This is a genomic window from Binatus sp. (SeqCode), assembly GCF_049584895.1.
Taxonomy (GTDB): Bacteria; Desulfobacterota; Binatia; order Binatales; family Binataceae; genus Binatus.
The window spans coordinates 1-18,568 of the sequence record NZ_JBAUYR010000029.1; the positions used below are offsets into that span (position 1 = coordinate 1).

18 protein-coding genes are annotated in these 18,568 nt (G+C 61.8%); 12 read left to right on the plus strand and 6 right to left on the minus strand.

All coding sequences use genetic code 11. The features are described from left to right. Positions 1 to 528, plus strand: a 528-nt coding sequence (bamD, locus tag WB650_RS04195; protein WP_423959564.1) for an outer membrane protein assembly factor BamD, incomplete at its 5' end; no start/stop codon positions are given. 30 nt (positions 529 to 558) lie between these two features. After that, positions 559 to 1,488: a bifunctional riboflavin kinase/FAD synthetase gene (locus tag WB650_RS04200; RefSeq protein ID WP_422301226.1), complete on the plus strand. Its 930-nt coding sequence runs from the start codon at positions 559 to 561 to the stop codon at positions 1,486 to 1,488. A gap of 96 nt (positions 1,489 to 1,584) precedes the next feature. On the opposite strand, the gene WB650_RS04205 is transcribed toward WB650_RS04200, so the two are convergent. The 5 genes from WB650_RS04205 to WB650_RS04225 all read right to left on the minus strand — a co-directional run bounded on the left by WB650_RS04205 (position 1,585) and on the right by WB650_RS04225 (position 6,604). Then, positions 1,585 to 2,469, minus strand: a complete 885-nt coding sequence (locus WB650_RS04205; protein WP_422301224.1) for an LLM class F420-dependent oxidoreductase — start codon at positions 2,467 to 2,469, stop codon at positions 1,585 to 1,587. Continuing rightward, positions 2,466 to 3,338, minus strand: coding sequence for a class I SAM-dependent methyltransferase (locus WB650_RS04210; protein ID WP_422301222.1), 873 nt, complete (start codon positions 3,336 to 3,338; stop codon positions 2,466 to 2,468). The genes WB650_RS04205 and WB650_RS04210 overlap by 4 nt, the downstream gene beginning before the upstream one ends. A gap of 327 nt (positions 3,339 to 3,665) precedes the next feature. Next, entirely contained in the window at positions 3,666 to 5,360 is a 1,695-nt protein-coding gene (locus tag WB650_RS04215; RefSeq protein WP_423959567.1) for a hypothetical protein, read from the minus strand. A gap of 27 nt (positions 5,361 to 5,387) precedes the next feature. Further along, positions 5,388 to 6,065, minus strand: coding sequence for a methyltransferase family protein (locus tag WB650_RS04220; protein WP_422301218.1), 678 nt, complete (start codon positions 6,063 to 6,065; stop codon positions 5,388 to 5,390). Continuing rightward, complete coding sequence (locus tag WB650_RS04225; RefSeq protein WP_422301216.1) at positions 6,062 to 6,604, minus strand: GbsR/MarR family transcriptional regulator; 543 nt, start codon at positions 6,602 to 6,604, stop codon at positions 6,062 to 6,064. Before WB650_RS04225 ends, WB650_RS04220 begins: the two co-directional genes overlap by 4 nt. Positions 6,605 to 6,690: 86 nt before the next feature. Here WB650_RS04225 and hemE point away from each other — a divergent pair, with 86 nt between their 5' ends. Genes hemE through dinB form a run of 4 tightly spaced genes read left to right on the plus strand, consistent with a single transcriptional unit; the run spans position 6,691 to position 12,331 of the window. Beyond that, positions 6,691 to 8,679: a uroporphyrinogen decarboxylase gene (hemE, locus tag WB650_RS04230; RefSeq protein ID WP_422301214.1), complete on the plus strand. Its 1,989-nt coding sequence runs from the start codon at positions 6,691 to 6,693 to the stop codon at positions 8,677 to 8,679. Positions 8,680 to 8,683: 4 nt separating this feature from the next. Continuing rightward, positions 8,684 to 9,607 (plus strand): ferrochelatase, encoded by a 924-nt coding sequence (hemH, locus tag WB650_RS04235; RefSeq protein ID WP_422301212.1) that lies wholly within the window; start codon positions 8,684 to 8,686, stop codon positions 9,605 to 9,607. A 59-nt stretch (positions 9,608 to 9,666) separates the two neighbouring features. Continuing rightward, entirely contained in the window at positions 9,667 to 11,067 is a 1,401-nt protein-coding gene (gene hemG, locus WB650_RS04240; RefSeq protein WP_422301210.1) for a protoporphyrinogen oxidase, read from the plus strand. Positions 11,068 to 11,083: 16 nt separating this feature from the next. Continuing rightward, positions 11,084 to 12,331 carry a DNA polymerase IV gene (gene dinB / locus WB650_RS04245; protein ID WP_423959569.1) on the plus strand — a complete coding sequence of 416 codons (1,248 nt, stop codon included), beginning with the start codon at positions 11,084 to 11,086 and terminating at the stop codon, positions 12,329 to 12,331. Between the two features lie 8 nt (positions 12,332 to 12,339). Here the strand turns inward: dinB and WB650_RS04250 are convergent, their stop codons facing one another. Further along, positions 12,340 to 12,903 carry a pyridoxamine 5'-phosphate oxidase family protein gene (locus WB650_RS04250; RefSeq protein ID WP_422301206.1) on the minus strand — a complete coding sequence of 188 codons (564 nt, stop codon included), beginning with the start codon at positions 12,901 to 12,903 and terminating at the stop codon, positions 12,340 to 12,342. Positions 12,904 to 12,966: 63 nt separating this feature from the next. Here WB650_RS04250 and WB650_RS04255 point away from each other — a divergent pair, with 63 nt between their 5' ends. The 6 genes from WB650_RS04255 (at position 12,967) to rho (ending at position 18,503) form a co-directional block, all read left to right on the plus strand. Next, positions 12,967 to 13,443 (plus strand): MarR family winged helix-turn-helix transcriptional regulator, encoded by a 477-nt coding sequence (locus WB650_RS04255; RefSeq protein ID WP_422301204.1) that lies wholly within the window; start codon positions 12,967 to 12,969, stop codon positions 13,441 to 13,443. 60 nt (positions 13,444 to 13,503) lie between these two features. Beyond that, positions 13,504 to 14,913, plus strand: a complete 1,410-nt coding sequence (gene leuC / locus WB650_RS04260) for a 3-isopropylmalate dehydratase large subunit (RefSeq protein ID WP_422301202.1) — start codon at positions 13,504 to 13,506, stop codon at positions 14,911 to 14,913. Between the two features lie 10 nt (positions 14,914 to 14,923). Further along, on the plus strand, positions 14,924 to 15,529 hold the full coding sequence (gene leuD, locus WB650_RS04265) for a 3-isopropylmalate dehydratase small subunit (protein WP_422301200.1): 606 nt from the start codon (positions 14,924 to 14,926) through the stop codon (positions 15,527 to 15,529). 10 nt (positions 15,530 to 15,539) lie between these two features. Next, complete coding sequence (locus tag WB650_RS04270) at positions 15,540 to 15,770, plus strand: hypothetical protein (protein ID WP_422301198.1); 231 nt, start codon at positions 15,540 to 15,542, stop codon at positions 15,768 to 15,770. 29 nt (positions 15,771 to 15,799) lie between these two features. Next, entirely contained in the window at positions 15,800 to 16,804 is a 1,005-nt protein-coding gene (locus WB650_RS04275; RefSeq protein ID WP_422301196.1) for an RluA family pseudouridine synthase, read from the plus strand. Positions 16,805 to 17,111: 307 nt separating this feature from the next. Next, complete coding sequence (rho, locus tag WB650_RS04280) at positions 17,112 to 18,503, plus strand: transcription termination factor Rho (protein ID WP_422301194.1); 1,392 nt, start codon at positions 17,112 to 17,114, stop codon at positions 18,501 to 18,503. Positions 18,504 to 18,568: the final 65 nt, after the last annotated feature.

Below are 18,568 nucleotides of genomic sequence, written 5' to 3' on the forward strand. Positions count from 1 at the left end.
CCCGCGGACAGCGTCGGTCCCGGCGCCGCAGTGGCTGCGACGGAACCGCCGGCCGGCGCGGTTGCTCCACCGGCAACGCCCGCGGAAATCGCGCCGACCTGGCCCGCCGAACTCGATCAGGAAATCGCCGCCGCCGCGACCTCCAACGAGCCGGGGATCAAGGTTTATCGCGAAGGCCTCGACGCGATGAAGGCCGGCAAGTATCCGCTCGCGGTCGCCCGCTTCACCAAGCTGCAGCATGCGTACCCGAAATCCCCGCTGAGCGAGCCCGCAGAATATTTCGCCGCGAACGCGTTGTTCGAAAACGGCGCCTACGACCAGGCGATTTTGCAGTTCAACGATCTCGTGATGCGCTTTCCCAAGGGCAAGTATGCGAGCGCCGCGTTGCTGCGTGAGGCGCAGGCGTTTGTGAAGCTGAACGATCGAATCGACGCGCGCCTGACGCTGCAGAAGCTGCAAGCCGATCACGCGGGAACTCCGGAAGCGGCCTCAGCGGACACGATGATGAAAGATCTCGCGAGCGATTAAGGCGGCGCGGCGCGCACAACGAAAAACTGAATGGAGATAATCCGCGACCTCGAAGCGCTCGAACGCCATCCCTACCCGGTCACCGCGATCGGAAATTTCGACGGCGTCCACCTCGGCCATCGCGCGATTCTGAAGGCGGCAATAGATCGCGCTCGCGCGGCCGGCGGCACGGCCTTCGCGCTCACCTTCAATCCGCTGCCCGCCAAGCTGCTGGTCCCTGCCCGCGCTCCGAAGTTGATCCTCACACCCGACGACAAGCTCGAACTGCTGCGGCTCTCGGGGATCGACGGCGTGATCGTGATCAAATTCACGCTCGAGCTGAGCCTGCTCCCGCCGCGCGAATTCGTACGCGACTATCTGCGCGGAAAAATCGGCGTGCGTGAGGTCGTCGTCGGCCACAGCGTCAGCTTCGGCCACAATCGCGCAGGCAACGCCGCCGTGATGGTCGAACTTGGGCGCGAACTCGGCTTCGATACCGACGTGGTCGGTCCGGTGAAAGTCGACGGTATCGAAGTCAGTTCAACCAAGGTGCGCGAGGCGATCACGACCGGCGACATGCATCGCGCCGCGAGGCTGCTGGGCCGCTACCACTTTCTGAGCGGTCCCGTCGTGCGCGGACGCGAGCGCGGCCGCACTATCGGATTCCCCACCGCGAACCTCGCCAGCGAAACCGAATGCATCCCGCCCGACGGCGTCTACGCCACTCGCGTAATCCTCGACGACGGCGCGTACCCGTCGATCACCAACATCGGGATGCGCCCGACGTTCGCGGAATCCGCCCGCTCGATCGAGGCGCACATCTTCGATTTCAATCGCGACATCTACGACAATCGCATCAAACTGGAACTGGTAGAGCGAATCCGCCCCGAAAAAAAATTCGACACCCCCGACGCGCTGAAAGCCCAGATCGCGATCGATCTAAGCAAGGCTCGCGAAATCCTCTCCGACGTGTCATCCTGACGAAGCGAGCAACGCGAGCGGCAGGAAGGATCTCGGACAGTTTCGCGTCAGCGAAGCCGGTTCCGGTCCTGAAATCGCACAGCGCTCCTTTGCCCATCAGCTCAACTTCGCCGCCGGCTCCACCCACTCCTGCGCAATCCGCTCGATCCACTCGCCGATCTGCGACTCGTCTTCGGGCGGACTGGTTATTATCACCAGCTCGTTAACGCCGGCGTCGCCGTACTTCTTCAAATCATCAACCGTAATCTTCTTGGTGTACGGGCTGACGATTATCTCAACTTCACCCTCATCGCGCCGATTCGCCTTCACCATCGCACGCAGCTTGTCCGCCAACGGCCCCGCATCATCGGGTCCGACATTGAACCCGAACCACCCATTCCCGATATCCGCGGTACGCTTCAACGCAGGCCCGCTTTCGCCGCCGAAAATTATTGGCAGTTTGGCCCGACGCTCCGGCTTCGGAAAACACTTCGCCGCGTCGAAATTCACGAACTCGCCGTGGAAGCTCGTCACGTCAACGGACCACAGCAGCCGCATCACTTCGATATATTCGCGCGTCCGCTGCGCGCGCCGCTCGAACGGAATCCCGAGCGCCGCGAACTCTTCCGCCGACCATCCGATTCCCACCCCCAGCGCGAATCGCCCGCCCGACAGCCGGTCCAGGCTCGCGACTTCCTTGGCCAGCACCAACGGATTGTGCTCGGGCACGAGACAAATTCCCGTCGCCAGCCGAATCGTTTTGGTGACCGCCGCCGCAAACGTGAGCGTGATAAACGGATCGAGCCAGTCCGCACCTCCAGGCAATGGAAACTCGCCGCTCTCGGCGTACGGATACTTCGACTCCTGCCGATCGAACAACACGACGTGCTCGCCCACCCACAGCGTGGAGATTCCTCGACGCTCAGCCTCGGCCGCCGTTTTCAAAATCGCTTCGGGACGCGCGCCCGTGCCGATTCCCAGCGCGAATAGTCCGACGTTCATTGTCCCGACCCCGAACCGCTGACGCCCGTCGCGACCGCCGGCGCTTTCACGAACTTGAGCATGAAGCGATCGGTCTCGCCGCGATGCTTAAACACGATCCAGGTGCGATCGTCCTCCGGATGCCGCAGTGCGCTCGACGCGCCGTAAAGTCTGAAGCCCGCCTTCTCGACGTCCTTGATTAAGAATTGCTCGTCGATGCGATGGAGCGTCGAGGTCTGCGTATCGCCGGTCCCCGCCGCGGCGCTGTGATCGACGATCCCATAGATACCGCCGGGCTTGAGCGCCTTGAACACCGCAGCGTTCACGTTCTCACGATTCAATTTGAAGCCGACCAGGTCATGGTAGTTGAGATGGATAATCACGGCGTCGAGCGAATCAGGCGGCACCGGCAGCAGGTCGGGCGCGTCGAATGGCTTGCTGACCTTGACCACGTTCTTGAGCGCAGGCTCCTTGAGCCGCTCGTTCCATTGATCTTCGATTTTCTTGAATTGCTCCGGAAACGGACCGTTCTGCGAATAAACCTTGCCGGTCGGCCCCACGATTCGCGCATACAGCTCCGTCATGTAACCGCCGCCCGCGAATATATCGGCAACCTTCATCCCGGGCTTGATTCCGTAGAACGCCAGGATCTGATCCGGCTTGCGACCTGCGTCGAGCGCCTTGTCGGCTGCCGGCCGTTCCGGCGAGTTGATCGCAGCCGTAACGTCCGCGGGAATCTGTGTCTCGGGAATCGGCGCCGCTTCACTAGTACTGGTCGCAACCGGCTGAATCTGCGCCCGCACCGCCGACGCGCTCGCTGAAATTCCAACCGATGCGACCACGGTCAAAAAAATCAGCCGCCAACTCCCAATCCGAGTCCAGATAGTCATTACGATTCTCCGCGTTGTGTTAGGTCCGTTCACCATAACCGACTGCTAACACACCAATCGCGAAACGAGCAACGGAATTTCTCGCACAGCGTTACTATCAGTCAGTAGGACGGAATTTATTCCGTCGCCTCTGCTCGTCAAGGAGAGCCCGGACGAGGACCGAGGACGACGAAATAAATTTCGTCCTACAAAAGACCCTGAGAGCAAAAGGGCGTCCTCGCCATTTTGCGATTAGTACTGGGTGCAGGGGTCACCCCTGCCCAAGGAGGTGCGGAACCCACGGTGGGTTCCGCATTTAATGTTCTGCCTCAGTTCGATGCCGCCGTCTTATCTGCCGTCACAATCAACCCCCGGCAACTTCACATCCGCATGTGCCCATGCTTTCTTCAACCGCCCGTCGACGCTCGCCGCTTCGTCCGACGCGTTGCGCGCGTGAAGACACAGCGCGAGTCCGTTGAGCGACCATCCATTTTCGGGATTCTGCTTAAGGTCTTCGCGAAAGACCTGCTCCGCATCGGCGTTTTTGCCGGCCGCCAGCAATTCCATCCCGAGCGTTTCGCGCACCGGATAGTACCATGGCGGCGGCTCCTCGTAGTTGAGCGCGTCCTGAATCGCGACGGCTTCCTTAAAATAGTTGATCGCCCCGTCATGATTGCCCTTGGCCGATTCGATCTCGCCGGCGAGCGTCGCCGATCCCATCGCGAGCAATTTGTCGGCCGTATTGAATCCCACGATCCGGTCGGCCGGCGTCGCCGCGATAATCTCGTCGACTTTCTTTTTTTCAGCGAGCGCGTCGTCGGGACGATTCTTCGCCGCTAGCGCGAGGCCGCGTGCATAATGCCAGACGCCGGTCGTGAACGTCAGATCGGCCGGCGGCGGCGGCTCCTTGAGAATCGCGTCCCAATTCGAGAAGCGCGCCTCGGTGAAATATCGCGTGGGTGACATGAACTCCGCCATCGGCATCTGCCGCACCATCGCAAGCGGCACCGCCGCGTCGAGTTCGCGCGACGCCTTGAATGCGCCCCGGCTGTTGCCCTCCATCATGTACGACGCCCACAGAAATTGGATGTTGTGCGGAACGTACATCATCGGGTAGATGCCCTTGGGGTTGCGCTCGCGCAGATAAATCTTGTCCGCCTTGATCGCGGCTTCATTGGCGGTAGCGGAAGCGTCGTAGTCGCCGATGCGAAAATAAATGTGCGACGGCATATGCACAATATGCCCCGCCGCTGGTGCCAGCTTTGGGAGCCGTTGCGCGGCAGCGAGAGCGCGCCCCGGATCGGGCGACGCTTCGACCGCATGAATGTAATAGTGATTCGCCCCGAGATGATCCGGATACTTCGCCATCACGCCTTCGAGCGTCGCGACAATATCAGGCGTCCCGTCCACCGGCTTGCCGTCGGTAGTCCAGAGCGCCCACGGATGCAGATCCATCATCGCTTCGGCGAACAGCGCACCCGCGTCGGGGTCGTCGGGATTACGGCGCGCAACTTCGCGCATCGCATTCGCATACGCGAGCTGCAACTCGTCACTCATCCTGCCGTCAGGCGCATAACGATTCGTCAGTGCGTCGATATATTCGCGCTCAGCCGCACTGGCATTTTCCTCGAGTGATTTCGCCTTGGAGATCGCCGCATACGCCATTTTGCCGCGATCGGTGTCTTCCGGCAGATTGATATTTGGCCCGAGCGAAAGGGCAATCCCCCAATAAGCCATCGCCATCTCGGGATCGAGATGCGCCGCTTCCTCGAACGACCCAGCCGCCTCGTCGTCGTTAAAGGCGTAAACGAAAGTCAGGCCCTGATCAAAAAACCGCTGCGCCAGAGTGGAATTAGTCTTCGTAGTGACAGGATGATGAAGATTTCCGAGGCCGTCGAAGATAGGCTCCTGCGCCGAATCAATCGAGGCTTGCAGGTCGCCCGCAGCAGGCGTCGCCGATGCACTCGGCTCGGCGCCGACTGAACCGGTGAGCGCGATGAGGAGCAGCGTGCTCGCGACCGCGAGTAAAATCCGTCGATTCATCGCGCCTCCAATCTAAGGAGGCACGAGTTACCAAATCAATGGCAGCAGGTGATACCTGACCTTGCTCTGATACTCACAATACCCGGCAAGGTTCTTCGCCAAAAATCTCTCTTCATCACGGAGCCTCGCAACCAGCACCACCATCATCGGCACCAGCGCGACCAATCCCCACAAAGACCCAAGCGCCAGCGGCACCCCCACCAGCATAACCATCGCGCCGACATACATCGGATGCCGCACCAGCGCATACGGCCCAGTCATGATGACCTTCTGCTCGTCGCCGATTTCGATCGTTCCGGATGCGAAGCTGTTTTCCTTGAACACCCGAAACACCAGGTAGAACCCGATCACGATCAGAACGTCGCCAATCGCCACCAGATAGGACGGCACCCTGGACCACCCGAAGCGATGATCGAGGCTGGACACCACGAACAGCGCGATGAATGCCAACGCCGCGAACGCCTGGATGATCTTCTGGTTCTTCTCGTGCTCGGCAACAACGCCCGCACTTACCCGCCGTTCGAGCAGTTTCGGATCATTTTTCATCAGGTAGAGAGTGATTGCGATGGTGCACCCGAAAAAAACCGCGACCACAATCCACGCCTGCCAATAATCGAATGTCCACGCGGGGAGAAAAATCGTCAGCCCGAGCATGATAAAGAGCTGCAGGATTCCCGCGAACGCTCGGATATTCAGTTGGTTCATTTTGCAGCCGCCATGCGGTCATTCTTTGAGCGCGTCATCGGAGTCGACCGCCTGGTATTGGAGAACGACAGCTCGGCTTTGCGCGCGCGCCACCGCTCCAGCATCGCCGGCAACTCGGTCTGGATAAACTCGAAAAACGCCAGCGTCTCAGCAATCCGCGCTCCCGCCGCCGTCTCGCGTCCCACTACCTCGATTCCGTCGCGCAAACTGCGCTCGCATCGATCGAGCGCCTGGTCCTTGCGCGCGATAGCCTCGTACCAGGTCTCGTTGTGCACCCGGTAATGCTCGCGGCGCGAACCGGGCTCCGCTTCGCGGCTGGCCAGATTGACCTGCACCAGGTAGCTGACCGCCCCGGAAATCGCCGCCGCGCTCACATGAAGCAAGCCGGCCAACTCCGCCGCAGTAAGCCGCCCCGAATCGGTAGCGAGCAGGGCGGCGAACACCCGCGCCGGCATTCGCGGAAACCCTGACTCGGTCAGCACCGACGCGAAGCGTTCGATGAATCCTGCGCGGCCTTTGTCTCGATTAACCACTTTCATAATATTGTGAATATAATGTAACTGCTGAAATCTGTCAAGCAAGAGGAGGGAGTGGACGGGATGTCGTGCGCGCGGCAAGATTGACGATGCGGCACCGGCCGCTCGCGATGACCCCTGAGACACAATTCAATTCCTCGGACATTACGCCCGGCTTCGCCGGACTGCGGGTCGTCGCCTTCGAGAGCCGGATGGCGGCGGAAGTCGCCACGATGATCGAGCGGCGCGGCGGCGTCGCGATCATCGCGCCGGCGATGCGCGAAGTTCCTCTCGAAGACAATCACGCGGCGCTGGATTTCGCCGAGCGCCTGCTCGCTGGCGAGTTCGACGCCGTTATCTTCATGACCGGCGTCGGCACCCGCGCACTGTTCGCCGCGATGGAGACTCGGCATCAGCGCGCGGCGCTCGTATCGGCGCTGGCCGCGATCGTAACCGTGGCGCGCGGACCGAAACCGATTCGCGCGATGCGCGATCTTGGCATCGAGCCATCGATCGTCGTGCCGGAGCCGAACACGTGGCGCGAAGTGCTGAGTGCGCTCGCGGCGCAGGTCGATCTCAAGGGCAAACGCGTCGCAGTGCAGGAGTACGGCGTTTCCAATCACGAATTGACCGCAGGTCTCGAGGCACGCGGCGCGCGCGTCACCATAGTTCCGGTCTACCGATGGACGCTGCCCGCAGATCGCGCGCCGCTGCGCACGGCCTTGGACGCCATCGCAGCCGGTGCGGCAGACGTCGCGATTTTCACCAGCTCGAACCAGGTCACCAACGTCATCCAGCTCGCGGAGGCAGAAGGAATCGGCGAAAGCGTCAAGCGCGGCTTCGCGCGGATGGCGGTAGGATCGATCGGCCCGGTCTGCTCCGAGCAGATTCGCGCGTACGGTCTACGCGTCGACTTCGAGCCCGAGCACTCGAAGCTCGGCCATCTCATCAAAGAGGCGGCTGCGCAGGCCACTTTGATTCTGATCGCCAAGCGCGCGGACGCGGATAGGATTGAAGTCGTGGAGTCGCCAATTCCGAAGCGCGCCGCAAGTTTGAGCGCGCCGCGATCCGCGCTCGCCGATCATCCGATGATGAAGGCATGCCGGCGCGAGCCGACTCCCTACACTCCGATCTGGTTGATGCGCCAGGCGGGCCGCTACATGCCGGAGTATCGTCGCGTTCGCGAGCAGCACGACTTTCTCGACATGTGCAAGCGGCCCGAGCTGTCGGCTGAGGTCACCGTCACGGCGGTCGAGCGGCTCAAAGTGGATGCGGCGATTATTTTCGCCGACATCCTGCTGCCGCTCATCCCGATGGAAGTCGGACTGCACTACGAAAAAGGCGACGGGCCCGTGATCGATCGCCCTATTCGCACCGAAGCCGACCTCGAACGGATTCCCGCGGTCGATGTGTCTGCGCTCGGTTTTGTCGGCGACGCGATCAAGCTGGTGCATCGCGCACTCGGCACGACGATGCCGCTGATTGGATTTGCCGGCGCCCCCTTCACCCTCGCGTCGTATCTGATCGAAGGCGGCTCGTCGCGCCAATACCAGGCGACCAAGACTTTTATGTACACCCAGCCCGAAACGTGGCATCGCCTGATGGAGCTGCTCGCACGCATCACTGCGGACTATCTAAAGATGCAAATCGCGGCGGGCGCCGACCTCGTGCAGATTTTCGACAGCTGGGTCGGCAGCCTCGGCCCCGACGACTACCAGCGCTTCGTGCTGCCGCATACGGCGTCGGTGATCGCGGCGATTCCCGCTGACGTGCCGGTAATCCATTTCGGCACGGTGACGGGGAACCTGCTCGAGCTGATGCGCGAGGCGGGCGGCGACGTGATCGGCCTCGATTGGCGCGTCGATCTCGCCGACGCGTGGGCGCGCCTCAACTACAGCGTCGCGGTGCAGGGAAATCTCGATCCGATTGCCCTGTTTGCAGGTGTTGCCGAAATCCGCACGCGTGCGCGCGCGATTCTCGATCAGGCGGGCGGACGTCCCGGCCACATCTTCAATCTCGGCCACGGGATACTTCCCGAGACTCCAGTCGATCACGCGATCGCGCTCATCGATGCGGTTCACGAGATGAGCGCGCGCTGACGCGATGGCCGCGAAGGCAAAATGCGATGCGGTGCTGATGATCGGATTCGGTGGCCCGACCCGCGCCAACGAAGTGCGCCCGTTTCTCGACAACGTGCTGCGCGGCCGGCCGATTCCGCGCGAGCGCTACGAGGAGGTCGTGCATCATTATGATCTTCTCGGCGGCCGCTCGCCCTATAACGATCTCACGATGCGACAGGCTGCGGCCCTGCGCACGCACCTCCAGACAAAAAACGTGCATTCGCCGGTCGCGGTCGGAATGCGCAACTGGACGCCGTACATTTCCACCTCATTGCGGGCGCTCGCCGACAGTGGCGCGCGCCGCGTGCTCGCATTCATCATGGCGGCGCATCGCAGCGAGGCGAGCTTCGAGCGCTACCAGGCAACCGTCAACGACGCCCTTGCTGAGCTGGGCGAAGCGGCGCCTGAGGTTGTCTATCCCGAGTCCTGGCATGATGATCCGCTGTTCGTCAGTGCGGTGGCATTGCGAGCAGTGAAGGCATTCGGCCGACTTGACCGTCCCGAGCGAGCGCGCGCGAGGCTGGTTTTCACCGCACACAGTATTCCGCTCGCGATGGCACAGGCGGGGCCGTATGTCGAGCAGCTCACGCAATCGGCGCGGATGGTCGCGGCGGATCTCGGAATCGACACTTGGCAATTCGCGTATCAAAGTCGCAGCGGAAATCCGCGCGAGGCGTGGCTCGAACCCGATATCGAGGAGACACTTCGAAGGCTCGACGCGAAGACCGCCGTCGTCGTGCCGATCGGTTTTTTGTGCGACCACGTCGAGGTGCTGTACGATCTCGATATCGAAGCGGCGCAAGTCGCGCGCGACGCGGGAATCAGGATGGAACGCGCGCCGACGGTCGGCGACCATCCGCTGTTTATCGAGATGATGGCGTCAATCGTCGCGGCGCATTCGCGCTGATCAATTATTCGAGGAAGGGCTTCCAAACGAGCAGCGCCCCAGAAATCAAGCGGGTTGCAGTGATAGGCGGCGGAATCACCGGACTCGCCGCGGCCTATCGACTGCGCGAGCTGGCTGCCGCGCGCGAATTTCCTCTCGAGGTGCACTTGCTCGAGCGCAGCGCGCGATGCGGCGGAGCGCTCGAGACCATCAGGCGCGACGGATTTGTAATCGAGACCGGCGCGGATTCGTTTCTTTCAGAAAAACCGGCGTGCGCCGCGCTGGCACAGAGACTTGGGCTGGGCGCGCAACTGATTCCGACCCGCGAGATTTATCGCAAGACCTACGTTGTGCGCGCGGGGCAGCTGGTCGAGATTCCGCCGGGATTTTCGCTGCTCGCGCCAGCGCATCTTGGTCCGGTTTTCCGAAGCGCTCTCTTCTCGCCGCTTGGAAAATTACGCATAGCGCTGGAGCCATACATCGCCCCCCGCACGAGCGGCGACGACGAGAGTCTCGAATCATTCGTGACGCGGCGCCTCGGTCGCGAGGTACTCGACCGCGTTGCGCAGGCGCTCGCGGGCGGAATTTACACTGCGGATCCGGGGCGGCTCAGTATGTCGGCGACGATGCCCCGTTTTGTCGAGATGGAACGGCGGCACGGCAGCGTCGTCAAGGGAATGCGCGCGGCAGCGAAAGCGCGTGCGGCAAACAGTGATACAAGCGGTGCGCGCTGGAGCCTGTTCCAGAGCTTCAAAAATGGAATGGCGACGCTGCCCGAGGCGCTGGCGACGCGGCTGGGCGGATCGATTCGCAAGGGCGCGGAAGTCATCTCGATGTCGCGAAAGGCGGATAACTGGCGTCTCGCACTCGCGAGGGGCGAGTCGATCGATGCTGACGCTGTTATCTGCGCCGCCCCGGCGTACGCCACATCGCGAATCGTCGCGGAGATTGCGCCTGCGGCCGCGAAGATGCTCGCCGAGATCAGTTATGCGTCGGCGGCTACAGTCAACCTGACGTTTCACGAAAGCGACTTCGACGGGCCACCGCGCGCGTTCGGCTTCGTAGTGCCTGCGGCGGAGCATCGGCGAATAATCGCGGGCAGCTTTTCCAGCTTCAAGTTCGAAGGACGCGCACCGGCCGGCGCAATCCTTGCCCGTGCGTTCGTCGGTGGTGAGATGAGCCGCGATATGATGAGCCTCAGCGACGACGAGATGGTCACCGCAGTGCGCGACGAGTTCCGCGCGCTGCTCGGAGTCAGCACGGCGCCGGGATTTGCCGAAGTCCGTCGATGGCCCGACTCGATGCCGCAGTATGAAGTCGGCCATCTTGCGCGAGTTGCGCAGATCGAGACTTCGATCGCGGAGATTCCAGCGTTCGCGATTGCGGGCGCGGTGTATCGCGGCGTCGGAATTCCCGACTGCATCCGAAGTGGAGAAGCTGCGGCCGACGCGACCTTCGCAAAACTTTCGCCACAGAAGTAGAATCCGCTCGGGGAACATGGCCGACGTTCCAACATCAGGCAGCGCGACGCATTGGCCGCGTGTGATTGCGCATGCCGACATGGACGCGTTTTACGCGTCGGTCGAGGTGCTCGACAATCCTGCGCTGCGCGGACTGCCGGTAATCGTCGGCGGCAGCAGTGCCCGCGGCGTGGTGACGTCTGCGTCATACGAAGCTCGCAAATTCGGCGTGCGCTCGGCCATGCCCACAGCGCAGGCGCACAAGCTCTGCCCGCATGCGGTGTTTCTGCCGGGTCGCATGAAGCGCTACGTCGAAATCTCGCGCGTCGTGCGCCGCGTGTTCGAGAGCTTCAGTCCGGTGGTCGAGCCGCTCTCGCTCGACGAAGCGTTTATTGATCTGACCGGCACCGAGCGCCTGCTCGGTCCCCCGATCGACGCCGCGCGCGATCTTAAGCGCCGCGTGCTCGAAGAGACCGGCCTGGTCGCGTCGGTCGGTGTCGCGCCGACCAAGATGGCGGCGAAAATTCTGAGCGATTTGTCGAAGCCCGACGGGTTGCTCGTGGTAGGGCCGGAAATTCTGCGCGAGTTCCTGACGCCGTTGCCCGTAGAACGCTTGTGGGGCGTGGGCCGCGTGACGCTCGCGCGGCTGCACGCGCAGGAAATCAGGACCATCGGCGATCTCGCGCGCCGCGATCCAGGCGAGCTAAAGGGCCTGTTTGGCTCGATGGGGCCGCATCTGCAGGAACTCGCTTCCGGCCACGACTCGCGCACGGTTGAGGGCGATTGGCGGCGCAAGTCTTACGGCGAAGAAAATACTTTTGCGCGCGATCACGCGCTCGATTCGCTCGAACTCCGTCGCGCTCTGATTGCGCATGGCGACGCGATCGCGCGCCGGCTTCGCGCAGATGGTGTACGCGCGCGAACGATCACGCTCAAGCTGAAACTCGCGCGTCCGCTCGGCGGCGGACGCTATCCACTGATCACGCGCAGTTTTTCACTCGACGGCACCACTAACGACGGGCCGGAGATCTCACGAGTCGCGATGGCGCTGCTGGCCAAGGTCGACGGCACGGACAAGATTCGCCTCGCCGGCGTCCAGGTGCGCCAGCTTGAACGGACGGACGACACCCAGTTCGGACTGTTCGAATCGGCTCCCGTGGAGGATCGCAAGCGCGACCGGCTGAATCGAGCGCTGGATTCGGTCGCGAAGAAATTCGGGGATGAAGCCGTCACGCGCGGGCTGGCAAAAGCGGAGCGCGCCGCGCCGTCGCGTCGAATCAAATAGTGCGGTCTTCAGCGACGCGTTCGCGACGTGGCTTCGAGCATCCCGGTACGCAAGCCGTCGATACTGCGCAGGTTGTGCTTCTGCCAGTAATCCTCCTTCGCCTGCTCTCCCCTTTTCGTCCAGTATTTTTCGAGCGTGTCGCGCGCGGTCATCTCACGCATCCGCGGCACTGCATATCCGCATGACGTCATCCCGGACTCGACGCGAATCTCCATCACCTGCCGCACGCCGGGCAGCTGCGGAAAGTTGGCGATGAGATCGCGCCAGCGTTCGTCACTCGGCTGAATCACCACGCCGCGACCGTAGATGCGCGCGATTTCGGCGTTCTTGTCGAACGAGCAAAACATTATCGTGATGCGACCGTCGTGCAGCAGATGCGCCGCGGTTTCGTTCCCGCTTCCGGTGAGGTCAAGGTAGGCGACCCGCTTTTCATCGAGGACCCTGAAGGTGTCCATCCCCTTGGGAGACAGGTTGATGCGGCCTTCCGGCGCTGCGGTGGCGACGAAGAACACCGGCTGCGCGCGGATGAATTCTGTCAGTTCGGGAGTCAGCTGGTCGAAGAATTTGGACATCGCCCTATCCTTCTTGAATCGTTGCTTGCAAAGATTGATAAACTATAGTTAATATCTTGCCTGATGCAAGCAGTTGAACGACGTGATCCGATTTTTCGCGCGATCGAGGCGATGGCTTCGCTCGCAGAACTTTTCGAGCGCCGGCGCGAAGTGCTCGCACGAGACGCGGGAATTACGATCGAGCAGTGGCGCGTGCTCGAGGAAATCTCGACCGAGCATTTTATTCCGTCGATGTTCGCGCGCAGCCGCGACAGCTCGGCCGCGGCGGTATCGAAAATACTCCGCCAATTGCTCGACGCCGGGCTGGTCTCGGCCGCGATTGGACGCGCCGATCGCAGAAACCGGAGCTACAAGCTGACCGCAAAGGGACACCGAACGCTCGCGGAGCTGCGCGCGTCGCGACAGGCAGCAATCGAGGCTATCTGGAGCGGATTTTCGCGCGGTGAGTTGGCCTCGTTCAGCACCTTCGCGAGCAAGCTGTCGGATCGGATCGAGCGCTATTCGCGCGGCAAGAATGGGCGCCGCGCGGCCGCGGTTTGAAGAATAGAAGTTTCGCAATAAAATCGTTACGCCGCCCGACGCGGCGGGAGTTGAAACGCAATGGCCGCAAAAACCCTGTTCGAAAAAATCTGGGAAGAACATGTCGTCTGCGAAAAACAGCATGAGCCTTCCCTGCTCTACATCGATTTGCACCTGGTCCACGAAGTCACCTCGCCGCAGGCGTTCGAAGGTCTGCGTCATTCGGGGCGGAAGGTTCGCGCGCCGCATCGCACCTACGCGACGCAGGATCACAACGTGCCGACGACCGATCGCAGCAAGCCGATCACCGACGTCGATTCGAAATTGCAGATCGAGACGCTGCGGCGCAACTGTGCGGAGTTTGGATTGCGGCTGTTCGATATCGGCTCGCGCGAGCAGGGAATCGTGCACGTTATCGGCCCCGAGCTTGGACTCACGCAGCCCGGTATGACGATCGTCTGCGGCGACAGCCATACCGCGACGCACGGCGCCTTCGGTGCGCTCGCGTTCGGAATCGGCACCAGCGAAGTTGAGCACGTGCTGGCGACGCAGTGCTTGTGGGAAGAGCGGCCGCAGACGTTCGAGATTCGCGTCGATGGAAGGCTCGGCACCGGAGTCGGCGCGAAAGATTTAATTCTCGGCATCATCGGCAGGCTCAACACCAGCGGCGCGACCGGCCACGTGATCGAGTACCGGGGCACCGCGGTCGCGGCGCTCTCGATGGAAGAGCGCATGACGGTTTGCAACATGTCGATCGAAGGCGGCGCGCGCGCCGGGATGGTCGCCGCGGACAAGACCACCGTCGATTATCTGCGAGGCCGGCGGTATATCCCGAGCGGTAAGGAGTTTGACGCGCTGGCGGCGCGATGGCTCAATTGCCGCACCGACGACGGCGCGAAGTTCGATCGCAGCGTGGTGTTTGACGCGGCGATGTTCGCGCCGCAGGTGACCTGGGGCACGAATCCCGGGATGGTCACCGACGTGCGCGGGAGCGTGCCGAATCCCGCGGAGATTGGCGACAAGCAGCAGCGCGAGACGGTCGAGCGCGCGCTAACCTACATGGCTCTGCGGCCGGGCACGAAAATCGAGGACATCAAGATCGATCGAGTGTTCATCGGATCGTGTACGAATTCGCGGCTGAGCGATCTTCAGACTGCGGCCGGTATCGTCAAGGGTCACAAAGTTGCGCCTACGGTTCACGCGATGGTGGTGCCGGGTTCGCAGGAGGTCAAGGCGCAAGCTGAGAGCCTCGGCCTCGACAGAATTTTCACCGAAGCGGGTTTCGAGTGGCGCGAATCGGGATGCAGCATGTGCCTCGCAATGAATCCCGACGTTCTGCAGCCGGGCGAGCGATGCGCCAGCACGTCGAATCGCAACTTCGAGGGACGTCAAGGCAAGGGCGGCCGTACGCATCTGGTGAGTCCCGCGATGGCGGCGGCTGCGGCGATCGCAGGGCATTTCGTCGACGTGCGCGAGTGGGCAAATCAGTAGGGAGATAGCGATGCAGAAGTTCAAAAATTTTACCGGGATGGTGGCGCCACTCGATCGCGCCAACGTCGATACCGATCAGATTATTCCGAAGCAGTTTCTCAAGGCTGTCGTACGCGCCGGGATGGGGAAGGGATTGTTCATCGACTGGCGGCGTAACCCCGACGGCACCGAGAACAAGGATTTTTCGCTGAACAAGCCGCGATTCCAAGGCGCGTCGATTTTGGTCGCACGCAAAAATTTCGGCTGTGGCAGTTCGCGCGAGCATGCGGTGTGGGCGCTCGAGGACGCGGGCTTCCACGCGGTGATCGCGCCCGAGTTCGCCGACATCTTCCACAACAACTGCCTCAAGAACGGCTTTCTACCGATCACACTGACGGCCGACGAGGTCGAGCATATCTTTCGCGCGACCGGCGACTACGAAGCGTACCGGCTCACTGTCGATCTCGAAAAGCAGACGGTGTCCGACGATTTCGGATGGACCGCGCGTTTCGAGATCGAGCCGTTCGGCAAGAAGTGCCTGCTCGAAGGCCTCGACGATATCGCGCTGACTCTCGCGCACGAGGATCAGATCGCCGCGTACGAAAAGGCACATCCGCTGCCTCATCGTTTCGAGTAAGAGGCGTCGCATGAAAGCAATTTTCTCGATGACAATCGTTGCGCTGTTCTCGACGATTCTGGTTGGGTGCTGGTTTTATACCAGGCCGGATGAGACGACGGCCGGCTGCCAGAAGACGACCTATGGTCTCGCGATCGCCACGACCAGCACCGAGAACTGCGCTCCTGCTGCCGACGCCGGCGCTCCGCCGCCGAATGTACCGCCCGGGCCGCCGCCGATACCTCCGGCAGCGACGCCGTGATTTGCGCGTCGATGCGGTGAGTCACGTCCGTGATTTTGCCAACCACAATCACCGCCGGCGTCGAGCATGATCGGATGCGACTCGACGTGTTCGTCTCGATGCGGCTTGCGCCGGAGTACTCGCGCTCGCAAGTGGCGCGGATGATCAAAGCGGGACTGGTGACGGTCAACCGCGCGGGCGCGCGTGCGTCGAGCGGTGTGCGCACGGGAGATAGCATCGAGGTCGCCGCGATTCCGGCCGGTGAGCTGGATCCTTCAAGCTACAAAGACGGCGACGCGCCGGAGATTTCGGTTATTTTCGACGACCATGAAATAATCGTCGTGAACAAGCCGGCCGGGATGACCGTCCATCCAGCGCCCGGGCATCCTAATGGCACCCTCGTGGACGCGCTCCTCGCGCGATTTCCCGAACTGGCCGTGATGGCCGAGCCTGACGGCGTGCTGCGACCGGGCATCGTGCATCGCCTCGACAAGGACACTTCGGGCGTGATGGTTGTCGCGCGAACGCCGTTTTCGCGCACCGCGCTTTCACGCCAGTTCAAGGATCGCACCGTCAAAAAAACCTATCTCGCGATCGTCAAGGGCAAAGTCGCGCGCGACCGCGTTACTATCGAGCGGCCGGTCGGGCGGCATCCGATCGAGCGCAAACGGATGTCGGTGCGATCGACTGCGCCGCGCGACGCGGTCAGCCACGTCACGGTGCTCGCACGATTCGATCCCGCGGACGCCGACGACCCCGGCACGTCACTGGTGCGAGTGAAACCCGACACCGGCCGGATGCATCAGATTCGCGTGCACCTCGCGTCGATCGGTCATCCCTGTCTTGGCGATCCTCTGTATGGCGGCAAAGCGGCAGGTGGTGGATTTTTTCATCGCCAGGCACTCCACGCGCTGGCACTTTCGTTAACCCATCCGCGATCCGGCGAACGTCTCGAATTCGTCGCCCCGCTGCCGATGGATTTCGTCGAGTTTCTCGCAACGAAGTTGTTCTCATCAGACGCACGCGAGCTCCGCCGATGGATCGAACTCAGCTAACCCCGTTGACACGATGGCATTGCGCAGGTAGCGTCTTAGTTGAAGCTTCCGCACTGAGGACGCTGAGACGGGTTTGGGTGGTGAGATAATCCCGTTTCCTTGCGGTCCGTAAATTCCGAACTTGAACTCAAGGCGTCAGTTGTTCCGAATCCCGACCGCTTGAGCACTCATAAATCTATAATGGCATCTCCCTTCGAGGGGAGCCCATTTTGGAACAAACGTTCATAACCTGCGATACGCGTCGCGTTAGCCGCCGCTGTCGACAGCATCATCGAAGATAATGGAGTCAAGGTTGCGGGGAAGGCATATGGGCAAGGGCAGGCACGTTGCGAAGACCGAGGAGGGTCGCTTCGACGACCCGCGCTCGACCAACGGGACACCACGGCAGGTAAACCTCGACAGTAATCCGAATCTTCCACCTCCGGCGCCGGTGATCAGCGAGGAGGGTGTCCTCAACCTCAAGTCGCTCAAGCGCGCGAAGATTACCGAGCTGGCGCAGATGGCGCGCGACTTCAACGTCGACGGCGCCACTAACATGCGCAAGCAGGAGATGATCTTCGCCGTTCTGCAAGCGCAAGCCGCCAAGAACGGATCGATCCTCGGCGAAGGCGTGCTGGAAATCCTGCCCGACGGCTTCGGCTTCCTGCGCGCGCCCGACTATAACTACCTGCCCGGTCCCGACGACATCTATATTTCGCCAAGCCAGATTCGCAAGTTCAATTTGCGCACCGGAGACGTGGTTTCAGGCCTGATTCGCCCGCCGAAAGAAGGCGAGCGCTACTTCGCGCTGCTCAAGGTTGAATCGATCAACTACGAGGACCCCGAAAAGGCGCGCGACAAGATCCTGTTCGACAACCTGACGCCCCTCTATCCCGAGGAGCGCATCAAGCTCGAATACAATCACGAAGATTTGACCACCCGCATCATCGATTTGGTCGCGCCTATCGGCAAAGGACAGCGCGGACTTATCGTCGCTGCACCGTTCACCGGCAAGACCATGATGCTGCAGGCGATCGCCAAGGCAATCGCGCATAACCATCCCGAGATCGTGCTGATCGTGCTGCTGGTCGACGAGCGTCCCGAGGAAGTCACCGACATGCTGCGCTCGGTCCAGGGCGAAGTCGTCAGCTCGACCTTCGACGAGCCCGCGACGCGCCACGTGCAGGTGGCCGAGATGGTAATCGAAAAGGCGCGGCGGCTGGTCGAGCATGGGCGCGACGTCGTCATCCTGCTCGATTCGATCACGCGGCTGGCGCGCGCCTACAACACCGTGGTGCCGCCCTCGGGCAAAATCCTGTCAGGCGGCGTCGATTCCAACGCGCTGCACAAGCCCAAGAAATTTTTCGGCGCCGCACGCAACACCGAAGACGGCGGCAGCTTGACGATTATCGCAACGGCGCTGGTCGATACCGGCAGCCGCATGGACGAAGTAATTTTCGAAGAGTTCAAGGGCACCGGCAATCAGCAGATCGCCCTGGACCGCCGCCTGCTCGAAAAGCGCATCTTCCCGACCATCGACATCCAGCGCTCCTCAACCCGTAAGGAAGAGCTGCTGCTGCCGCGCGCGACGCTCAATCGCGTCTGGATACTGCGCAAACTGCTGACCCAGCTCAACGCGGTCGAAGCGATGGAATTCCTTATCGACAAGATGGACAAGACCAAGACCAACGAAGAATTCCTCGAATCGATGAACGCCTGACGGCTGTTCCCCTCGCCTGAAGGGAGAGGGGTTAGGGGTGAGGTTCTGGCGCCGCGATGACTTTT